Raw genomic sequence first — 10,495 nt, forward strand, 5'->3', positions numbered from 1 at the left:
AAACTATAACTATCTGAAATTAGAACATTTGAAAGGACACAAGCAATGAACTCACTCTACACCAGTCTCAATTTTGGCCTTGGCGAAGATGTCGATATGCTGCGCGATGCAGTGCAGGATTTTGCCGCGAATGAAATCGCCCCGATTGCCGCAAGAGTGGATCACGACAACGCTTTCCCCAATGAACTTTGGCCTGTGCTTGGAGGAATGGGACTGCTCGGCGTAACCGTACCCGAAGAGTTCGGCGGTGCAAACATGGGCTACCTTGCCCACGTCGTGGCGATGGAAGAAATCTCCCGCGCATCAGCCTCAATCGGCCTAAGTTACGGCGCCCATTCCAACTTGTGTGTCAATCAAATTAACCGTAACGGCAGTGCAGCGCAAAAAGCCAAATATCTGCCAAAGCTTGTGAGTGGTGAGCATATCGGCGCGCTGGCCATGAGTGAGCCAAACGCGGGTTCTGACGTGGTTTCAATGAAGCTGCATGCCCGTAAAGAAGGCGACCGTTATATCTTAAACGGCAACAAGATGTGGATCACCAACGGTCCAGATGCGCACACCTATGTGATTTACGCTAAAACCGACCTCACCAAAGGCGCACACGGTATTACCGCTTTTATTGTTGAGCGTGATTCTAAAGGCTTTAGCCAAGCGCAGAAACTCGACAAACTGGGTATGCGCGGCTCTAACACTTGTGAACTAGTATTCCAAGATGTTGAAGTACCAGAAGAAAACATTTTAGGCGGCCTCAATAACGGCGTAAAAGTGCTGATGAGCGGCCTAGATTATGAGCGCGTCGTACTGTCTGGCGGCCCACTGGGGATCATGAACGCCTGTATGGACATCGTTGTGCCTTACATCCACGAGCGTGAGCAATTTGGCAAATCCATCGGTGAATTCCAACTAGTACAAGGCAAGTTAGCCGACATGTACACAGGCATGAATGCCGCAAAATCCTATGTTTATAACGTGGCAAAATCCTGCGACCGCGGTGAAACCACCCGTAAAGATGCCGCGGGCGCCATTCTTTATAGCGCAGAACTCGCCACCAAAATGGCACTGGATGCTATTCAACTGCTGGGCGGCAATGGCTATGTGAACGAATATGCCGCGGGCCGTTTGCTGCGTGATGCCAAACTGTATGAAATCGGCGCCGGCACCTCAGAAATTCGCCGCATGCTGATTGGCCGCGAACTGTTCAATGAGTCGAAATAACGCGAGTTGACATAATCTCTCACCAGTGAATGGGTAGCACCTCACTGTAACTTACAGTTTGCGCCCATTCGAGCAAGGTGATACCGAGTTTCCGCTTTATAAGGACAATCAAAGTGACGCAAATAAGCAGTCGTATCAACGCCCGTAGCGATGAATTTAAAGCCAAATCCGACGATATGGCCACGCTCGTGGCCGATCTTAAAACTAAACTCAATAAAATCGAACTCGGCGGCGGCCCTGTGGCGCTGGAGCGTCATTTATCCCGCGGTAAATTGCTGCCACGTCAACGGGTTGAAAAGCTGCTCGATGCGGGCTCGCCCTTTTTAGAGCTATCGCAATTTGCGGCGTTTGAAGTTTATGACGAAGAAGTGCCCGCAGCGGGCATTATCGCTGGTATCGGCCGAGTGAGTGGTGTCGAGTGCATGATCATCGCCAACGACGCTACAGTTAAAGGCGGCACTTACTACCCGATTACCGTTAAAAAACATCTACGCGCCCAAGATATTGCGAGCCGTTGTCACTTGCCTTGTATCTATTTAGTCGACTCGGGCGGCGCTAACCTGCCCCGCCAAGATGAAGTCTTCCCCGACCGCGACCATTTCGGCCGCATCTTTTACAATCAAGCGCAAATGTCCGCTAAGGGCATACCCCAAATTGCTGTAGTGATGGGCTTATGTACCGCAGGCGGCGCCTATGTGCCTGCCATGGCGGATGAATCGATTATCGTAAAAGATCAAGGCACTATCTTCTTAGCCGGCCCGCCATTAGTCAAAGCGGCCACAGGTGAAGAAGTCAGCGCCGAAGAGTTAGGCGGCGCCGAAGTGCACACCAAAATTTCCGGCGTCGCGGATCATTTAGCCCAAAACGATGAGCACGCGTTAGAGCTTGCCCGCCGCGCGGTATCACGCCTAAATCATCAAAAAGAAATCAAATCACTCTTAAGTCCTGTCAAACCGCCAAAATTCGATATCAGCGAACTGTACGGCATTGTCGGCACCGACTTGAAAAAGCCCTTTGATGTCAAAGAAGTGATCGCCCGTATCGTCGATGATTCTGATTTTGATGAGTTTAAAGCCAACTATGGCGCGACCTTAGTGTGCGGTTTTGCCCGTATTCACGGCTATCCTGTCGGTATCGTCGCTAACAACGGCATTCTGTTCTCAGAGTCGGCGCAAAAAGGCGCGCACTTTATTGAACTGTGTTGCCAACGCAAAATTCCGCTGCTGTTCCTACAAAATATCACCGGCTTTATGGTGGGTAAAAAGTACGAACACGAAGGCATAGCCAAACACGGCGCCAAAATGGTGACCGCGGTTTCTTGTGCCAATGTGCCTAAATTTACTGTGATTATCGGCGGCAGCTACGGCGCGGGTAACTACGGCATGTGTGGCCGCGCGTTCGAACCGACCATGATGTGGATGTGGCCTAATGCCCGTATTTCTGTGATGGGCGGCGAGCAAGCCGCTGGCGTTCTCGCCACAGTGCGCCGCGACGGTTTAGCCCGTAAGGGTGAAGAATGGTCACTTGAGGATGAAAAAGCCTTTAAAGCGCCGATTATCGCCCAGTACGATAAAGAAGGTCATCCCTACCATGCCAGTGCCCGTTTATGGGATGACGGCATTATCGACCCAGCGCAAACCCGTGATGTGGTCGGCCTTGCCCTATCGGCAGCATTAAATGCTCCTATCGAAGACACCCGCTTTGGTGTGTTCCGTATGTAAAAGGCACATGTGAAAAACATATGTCACACAAGAAGATAGGGAAAGAATAATGACAGACACATTAAACAGCGCTAGCGGCACAAAGGATTTAAGCAACTTACAGCACGTGAGCTATGCGCTTAATAACGGCGTTGCCGAGCTTATTTTAGATCGCAGCGATGTGCACAACGCCTTCGATGAAGTGATGATTAGCGAGATGATTAGCGTCCTTAGCTATTTTGCTGAGCACAAGGATTGCCAAGTACTGGTACTCAAAGCGAACGGCAAAAACTTCAGCGCCGGCGCCGATCTCAATTGGATGCGCAAGCAAGCCAAAATGGACTTTGAGCAAAACCTAAATGATGCCAAAGCCTTAGCAAAACTGATGCAGGATCTTGATACCTTTCCTAAGCCCACTATTGCACTAGTGCAAGGTGCTGCCTTTGGCGGCGCACTGGGGCTGATTTGCGCCTGCGATATCGCTATCGCCACGACGCGCGCCAGCTTTTGCTTAAGCGAAGTGAAACTCGGATTAATTCCAGCAGTGATAAGCCCTTATGTTGCCCGTGCTATGGGTAACCGCGCATCGCGCCGCTACATGCTGACCGCCGAGCGTTTTAGTGCAGAAACCGCATTAAAGCTTAACGTCATTCATGAGATCAGCGATGACTTAGACGCCGCCGCAAAGCCGATGATTGAAGCGTTGCTAGCCAATAGCCCGCAGGGCATGGCATGGGTAAAAACACTGCTGTCGCATCTTGAAGACGGCGTGATAGACCAAAACACCATTGATTACACTAGCGAGCGTATCGCCCGCATTCGGGTATCGACCGAGGGCCAAGAGGGCTTAAATGCCTTTTTTGAGAAACGTCAGCCTAACTGGCAACAAGCGCACTCCACTCCCCTTCCTACGCCCATGCAAAAGCCAAGTGATACCCAAGGAGCCCTTTGATGTTGACCAAGCACATGTTTACCAAGTTATTGATTGCTAACCGCGGTGAAATCGCCTGTCGCATCATCAAAACTGCCCATGCCATGGGCGTTCGCACCGTTGCCTTGTATTCCGATGCCGATAAAGAAGCGCGCCATGTCGCCATGGCCGACGAATCCTTCTACTTAGGTGGCAGTGCGCCAGCGGACTCCTATTTAAAGGGCGATTTGATTATCGACATCGCTAAAAAAGCTGGCGCCCAAGCCATTCATCCAGGTTATGGTTTCTTATCTGAAAACGCCGACTTTGCCCGTAAATGTGAAGCCGCAGGCATCGCCTTTGTTGGCCCAGGCAGTGATGCTATCGATGCCATGGGCAGCAAAAGTGCCGCCAAATCCATTATGACGGCGGCAAACGTGCCGTTAGTGCCGGGTTACCACGGCGATGACCAAACCGATGCCACCTTAAAAGCTGAGGCACTGAAAATCGGCTTCCCTATGCTGATTAAAGCGGCTTATGGCGGCGGCGGTAAAGGCATGCGTATCGTTGAGAACGAAGGCGAAATCATGGAAGCCGTTAACTCGGCGCGCCGTGAAGCGGCCTCTTCTTTTGGTAACGATAAGTTATTGATGGAGCGTTATTTACGCCAGCCGCGCCACGTCGAAGTGCAAGTGTTTGCCGACACCTTTGGCAATGCGATTTACTTATCGGATCGCGACTGCTCGATTCAACGTCGCCACCAAAAAGTGGTCGAAGAGGCACCAGCGCCCGGTTTAAGCGATGCACTGCGTGCTCAAATGGGTGAAGCGGCCGTCGCGGCAGCCAAAGCCATCGACTATGTTGGCGCGGGCACTGTGGAGTTTCTGCTCGACACAGACAATAGCTTCTATTTCATGGAGATGAACACCCGTCTGCAGGTTGAGCATCCCGTCACCGAAATGGTCACTGGCCAAGACTTAGTGAAATGGCAATTGATGGTCGCCAGTGGTCAGCCACTGCCCCTTAAGCAAGATGAAGTGCGGATCCACGGCCATTCCTTTGAAGTGCGTATTTACGCCGAAGATCCACAAAATGAGTTTTTACCCGCCAGTGGTAAGCTCAACTTTTTGCGCGAACCCGAACAAAGCAAATACGTGCGTATCGATTCGGGCATTCGTGAAAATGATGTGATCAGTAACTTCTACGATCCTATGATTGCCAAGCTTATCGTCTGGGATGAATCGCGCCCGCGCGCCCTGCAGCGTTTAGTGCATGCCTTAGAGTCGTATCAAATCAGCGGTCTTAAGCACAACATTGAGTTTTTGGCGAACATTGCCGAGCACCCAGCGTTTGCCAAGGCCGACTTTAGCACTGACTTTATTGGCCGTTATGGCGACACCTTAATTGGCACTGCTTCAAGCGAAGCCGATACCGCCATTGCCTTTGCCGCGCTGTATCAAGTGCTTGCCCGTAAAGAAGCCGCTAAAGCACAGGCCGTCAACAGCGCCGATCCTTACTCGCCTTGGGGTCAAGTGAGCGGCTTTAGACTCAACAGCTGCAGCCAACACAATATTGCCCTGCTCGATGATGCCCATGAATTGCAGCAGTTAGTGATGCTCGATTTAGGCGATCGCTATCAATTACTCCAGCACGGTCAAGATTGCCTCTCGAGCAAAGAGTTAAATGGCGAGCTGAAACAAGATTTACTGCTCGCCGAAATCAACGGCCATAAGAGTAAAGTGCCCGTTAGTGCCCAAGGTGATGACTTTACGCTGTTTTTATCCTCTGGCAGTTACCACTTTAAAGCGGTGCAAACACTCGTGGTCGAAGAACAAGCCAGCAATGCCGACAAGTTAAAAGCGCCCATGAACGGCACGGTAGTGACCCATTTAGTCGAGGTCGGCACACAAGTTAAAGCGGGCCAAGGTTTGCTGGTGATGGAAGCCATGAAGATGGAATACACCATAGAAGCACCCTTCGATGGCATAGTCAGTGAGTTCTACTTTAAGGCGGGCGAGCTGGTCACCGATGGCGCAACCTTGCTCAACGTTGAGCCGTTAAACCTAGTGCCGTTAAATGAGGCGTCCCTAGTATCTGAAGCTGAGCCCACTGCGACCAAGGAAGCCTAAGATGTCGTTAGTCAATCTGAGCCAAGCAGCGAAAGCCAAAGACAGGGTTAGCATTTTCGAGATGGGTGCGCGCGACGGACTTCAAAACGAAGTCGCAGTGCCGACGGCAGCTAAAATCGCCTTGATTGAATCGCTGGCAGGTGCAGGGCTTAAGCGTATCGAAGCCGGCAGCTTTGTGTCACCTAAATGGGTGCCACAAATGGCCGATTCTGCCGATGTGCTCAAGCAAATACAGCGTCAAAGCGGCGTGGTGTATAGCGCGCTCACACCCAACGTTAAAGGCTTTGAACTGGCACTGGATGCAAACGCGAGTGAGGTGGCAATATTTGGCGCCGCCTCACAAAGCTTTAGTCAGCGCAATATCAACTGCTCGATAGAAGAGTCGATTGAACGCTTTATCCCTTTGATGGAATTAGCAAAAAAATACAATATTCCGGTGCGTGGCTATGTGTCCTGTGTGCTCGGCTGCCCCTACGAAGGTGAGATAGCGGTCAGTGAAGTGGCCCGTGTGTCTGAAATCCTTTACAAAATGGGTTGCTACGAAATATCACTCGGCGACACTATCGGTGTAGGCACGCCGCAAAAAGCCCATAGAATGCTGCAAACTGTGGCTGAACGCGTACCTGTCGAAAAACTGGCGCTACACTTTCACGATACCTATGGCCAAGCATTAGCCAACATTTTGGCCTGCTTAGACTTAGGTGTGCGGGTGTTTGACGCTTCGGTTGCGGGTCTTGGCGGATGTCCCTATGCCAAAGGCGCATCGGGCAACCTTGCCACCGAAGACTTAGTGTATATGCTGCACGGCATGGGATTAGAAACGGGTATCGATTTACAAAAACTCGCGTTAGCGGGCCAAGCCATCAGCACACAGTTGAATCGCAACAACGGTTCAAAAGTGGCCACGGCCCTGTTAGCAAAATAGAACAAAAATAATTAACGACACCAACAACCGTTATTAAAAACGCGCGTCATTCGCAGCGCGTTTTATAAAGCATAAAAGGACATCACAATGGCAGGACTCAATAAAGTCGTCGGCAGCTATGAAGAAGCGTTAGCAGGCTTATCGAACGACATGACCATTATGGTCGGCGGCTTTGGCCTCTGCGGCATTCCAGAAGGCTTAATCAATCAAATGGTTAAGATGGGCGTTAACGGCTTAACCGCCATTTCAAACAACGCGGGCGTTGACGATTTCGGTCTCGGATTACTGTTAAAACATCGCCAAATCGCCACTATGATCGCCTCTTACGTGGGCGAGAATGCCACCTTTGAACAGCAAATGCTCTCAGGCGAACTGAACGTGATTTTGACGCCCCAAGGCACGCTGGCGGAAAAAATCCGCGCAGGCGGCGCAGGTATTCCGGCATTTTTCACCGCTACTGGCTACGGCACGCCAGTCGCTGATGGCAAAGAAACCCGCGAAATCAAAGGTCGCCATTACGTGTTAGAAGAGTCGCTGACCGCAGATTTTGCCTTAGTGCGTGCATGGAAAGCCGATACCATGGGTAATTTGGTGTTCCGTAAAACCGCCGCCAACTTTAACCCTATGATGGCGACTGCGGGTAAAATCACTGTGGTTGAAGCCGAGTTTATTGTTGAGCCGGGCGAGCTAGACCCAGATCATATCCACACGCCGGGCATCTATGTTGACCGCGTTATTCAAGGCACGTTCGAGAAACGTATCGAGCAGCGCACGGTAAAAGCCGCGAAATAAAAGGCGCTGGCAAAACCTTGAAACACAGTTAACGCAATTGGCACTTAGCTCCCTAAAGTAAAAAACTAAGGGTAAAGACCAAAGCGTCAAAGCCAAATAGAAAGGATAGATATCATGGCATTATCAAGAGAACAACTGGCTCAGCGCGTCGCCAAAGAATTAAAAGATGGCTACTACGTCAACCTCGGTATTGGCATTCCAACACTGGTCGCTAACTATATTCCAAGCGGTATGGAAGTCATGTTGCAATCGGAAAACGGTCTACTCGGCATGGGTGAATTCCCTACCGAAGACACCATAGATCCCGATTTAATCAACGCGGGCAAACAAACCGTTACCGCAGTCAAAGGCGCTTCATTTTTCTCATCGGCGGAAAGCTTTGCCATGATCCGTGGCGGCCATGTGGACTTAACCGTACTCGGCGCCTTTGAAGTCGATGTGAACGGCTCTATCGCCTCATGGATGATCCCCGGCAAACTCATCAAAGGCATGGGCGGCGCGATGGATTTAGTCGCCGGTGCCGAAAACATTATCGTGACTATGATGCACGCCGATAAATACGGTAATTCCAAACTGCTGCCCGTGTGTGAATTACCGCTAACAGGTTACGGCTGCATTAAACGCGTCGTCACAGATTTAGCCTTTATCGAGATTAAAGACGGCGCCTTCCATCTGTTAGAGCGCGCCCCAGGCGTGAGCGTAGAAGAAATCGTCAGCAAAACCGCCGGCAAGTTAATCGTGCCTGAGCATGTGCCTGAGATGGTGTTTTAAGCGTTCTCTAAAGTGCGCAAGTAACGTATAGCGGCTAAGGTTGAAACTCAAGTTAGTTTGAAGCTTTAGCCTAAAGAGTTTTGAGCGTTAACCGACGTTTTACGATACCAACAAGGCCCAGAAAATGATTCTGGGCCTCGTTGCTTTTGTCATCCCCGCGAAAGCGGGGAACCATGAGTAAAATTCACCACCAGCTTGTTCACTACAAACCTTGTTTTCTGTGAGCTTTTGCAGTCTAGGTACTTTTTGAGAGCTTATCGCCATAAACAGCACTAATGCTCTGGCGACACGCCGTAAATCCATCCTTGGGGACTCAACGAAAAAGTCCCTTTTCCCGATGGTCGCCAACGCAAAAGTGCGGTTTGCTGTTATACCCCGCGTATTCGGCGGTGAACCTGACTGCACAACACTTCTCTCCAGATAACATTTTCTAAACCGCGTATTCAGCGGTAAACGCCAGCTCAGCAGACTTTTTGTTTACTCAATCTATCTGCTTATTGACTTAAACAGCACTCTTGCTCTGGCGACACGCCGTAAACCCATCCTTGGGGGCTCAACGAAAAAGTCCCTTTTTCCGATGGTTGCCAACGCAAGGGTGCTGTTTACAACTATACCCTGCGTATACCAATACTACTTCTATGAGCCAGCCTAATTCATTTTCTAAGCCGCGTATTCGGCGGTGAACGGCATTCTCAGTAGACAGGCTTCTTCATAACTGATTGAGCGTCGTTTCATCGCTCGGCGACGTAAACTGTCAATATTGCTTTGAGCATGCAAGCGTGAGACTAAGCAATGTTGATTAGTGATTGGAACAACTGAAATATCAGATACCTGCGTGTAATCACTTAATCCTTTTCGCCAGGGCAATTGTTCAAGTCGCGTCAAAGCCTCGTAACAACCGTGGATGCGTAACTGCTTTCCAAGGTTTTTTCCAGACAATGTAGGGAAACTAATGGCGATATCCCCTTGGGAAACCTCAACCAAGGCTCGGTGCAATTTGCTAAACAACGCATTCATCAATATGGGGGCCGAAAACTCGGGATCCTCCACGAGTTTGATATCCAAATAATGATCCATAACACTCCCTAGCTTTTTAGACTAAACATCCTTTAGAACAACATATTTGTTTAAGTAAAACTTATATAAACACCTACCAAACAAGCGCCTAGCACTAACACGATCCACACCATTACATATTATTGCTCAATGAGCGAACTCCAAATACATGCCTTTATCACAAATTGTCTAGGTTCAGCTGCAAGCCATAAAATGCCGATCCAATCATCTATTGCTGCCGTAATTTGTTAGAATCAAGTTCACAGCAAGATGCAAGGGATAGTTATGATTAAGTTGAAAAATCTTATCGAGACAATAAAGGTTGAACATCAAATAACAACCCAGAGCGAACTGGCGGCTTTGTTAGCTCAAGATGATTTACTCATTCAGCAAATCCAAACTGCTGATGCGCAGTATTGGGTCAATTTTGCTAAGAATACCTTCGATGGTTGGTATTGCATTCGAACACCTATGCTCAGTACCTTTCATGTTTACTACCAAGAACGGGGGCAAAACTGTTGGGGAGAAGATGTCTTTACCGAGCAGAGTGAAGCCATAGCAGCGGTTATTTTTATATCTGGCATTTGGGATACTGAGCTAAACCCAAAGCCTTAATACGAAGTCATGCCAGTGCTAACGTACTGATATATTGCATGGTACTGTATTTGAATTGCGGTAAACCCAACAAGTTCAAGCCTTTCTGCTAGTCCTGTGACCATAAGATTCACGAATAGCTATACCTGACTTTCAATAAAAAAATCATCCTGTTAGGGTTATACACTCAAATTGACAGATGATGACTGATGAGTGTTAACTTACAGATTGCACCGAAGGAGTAGTGTTAATGGACTGGCTTATTATTGCACTCACAGGCTTTTTAGGTGGCATTGACCCGTCCTAAATAGCGTTGACACTTTTCAAACTCATTTTGGAGAGTGTAATGACTTCAACAATTAAACGAACTCAACGTGATTATTCCCTCGCTTTTAAATTGGCC

The 10,495-nt window shown here is 49.3% G+C and carries 9 protein-coding genes; 8 read left to right on the plus strand and 1 reads right to left on the minus strand.

The features are described 5' to 3' along the window. Positions 1-45 precede the first annotated feature (45 nt). The 7 genes from L2744_RS15200 (at position 46) to L2744_RS15230 (ending at position 8,442) form a co-directional block, all read left to right on the plus strand. The gene (locus L2744_RS15200; protein ID WP_248992713.1) at positions 46-1,215 is read left to right on the plus strand and encodes an isovaleryl-CoA dehydrogenase; all 1,170 of its coding nucleotides are present in this window, start codon (positions 46-48) and stop codon (positions 1,213-1,215) included. A 113-nt stretch (positions 1,216-1,328) separates the two neighbouring features. Next, the gene (locus L2744_RS15205) at positions 1,329-2,936 is read left to right on the plus strand and encodes a carboxyl transferase domain-containing protein (protein ID WP_248992714.1); all 1,608 of its coding nucleotides are present in this window, start codon (positions 1,329-1,331) and stop codon (positions 2,934-2,936) included. 49 nt (positions 2,937-2,985) lie between these two features. Beyond that, positions 2,986-3,867, plus strand: a complete 882-nt coding sequence (locus L2744_RS15210; RefSeq protein ID WP_248992715.1) for an enoyl-CoA hydratase-related protein — start codon at positions 2,986-2,988, stop codon at positions 3,865-3,867. Further along, on the plus strand, positions 3,867-5,954 hold the full coding sequence (locus tag L2744_RS15215; protein WP_248992716.1) for an acetyl/propionyl/methylcrotonyl-CoA carboxylase subunit alpha: 2,088 nt from the start codon (positions 3,867-3,869) through the stop codon (positions 5,952-5,954). Before L2744_RS15210 ends, L2744_RS15215 begins: the two co-directional genes overlap by 1 nt. A 1-nt stretch (position 5,955) precedes the next feature. Continuing rightward, a complete protein-coding gene (locus L2744_RS15220; protein WP_248992717.1) occupies positions 5,956-6,879 on the plus strand; it encodes a hydroxymethylglutaryl-CoA lyase in 924 nt (307 codons plus the stop codon). An 87-nt stretch (positions 6,880-6,966) separates the two neighbouring features. Next, complete coding sequence (locus L2744_RS15225; protein WP_248992718.1) at positions 6,967-7,671, plus strand: CoA transferase subunit A; 705 nt, start codon at positions 6,967-6,969, stop codon at positions 7,669-7,671. 114 nt (positions 7,672-7,785) lie between these two features. Next, the gene (locus L2744_RS15230) at positions 7,786-8,442 is read left to right on the plus strand and encodes a 3-oxoacid CoA-transferase subunit B (protein WP_006082325.1); all 657 of its coding nucleotides are present in this window, start codon (positions 7,786-7,788) and stop codon (positions 8,440-8,442) included. A gap of 660 nt (positions 8,443-9,102) precedes the next feature. Here L2744_RS15230 and cas6f read toward each other — a convergent pair. Beyond that, positions 9,103-9,519: a type I-F CRISPR-associated endoribonuclease Cas6/Csy4 gene (gene cas6f / locus L2744_RS15235; RefSeq protein ID WP_248992719.1), complete on the minus strand. Its 417-nt coding sequence runs from the start codon at positions 9,517-9,519 to the stop codon at positions 9,103-9,105. Positions 9,520-9,783: 264 nt separating this feature from the next. Here cas6f and L2744_RS15240 point away from each other — a divergent pair, with 264 nt between their 5' ends. Further along, the gene (locus tag L2744_RS15240; protein WP_248992720.1) at positions 9,784-10,113 is read left to right on the plus strand and encodes a cytoplasmic protein; all 330 of its coding nucleotides are present in this window, start codon (positions 9,784-9,786) and stop codon (positions 10,111-10,113) included. Positions 10,114-10,495 lie beyond the last annotated feature (382 nt).

The organism is Shewanella profunda (genome assembly GCF_023283765.1).
Lineage (GTDB): Bacteria > Pseudomonadota > Gammaproteobacteria > Enterobacterales > Shewanellaceae > Shewanella > Shewanella profunda.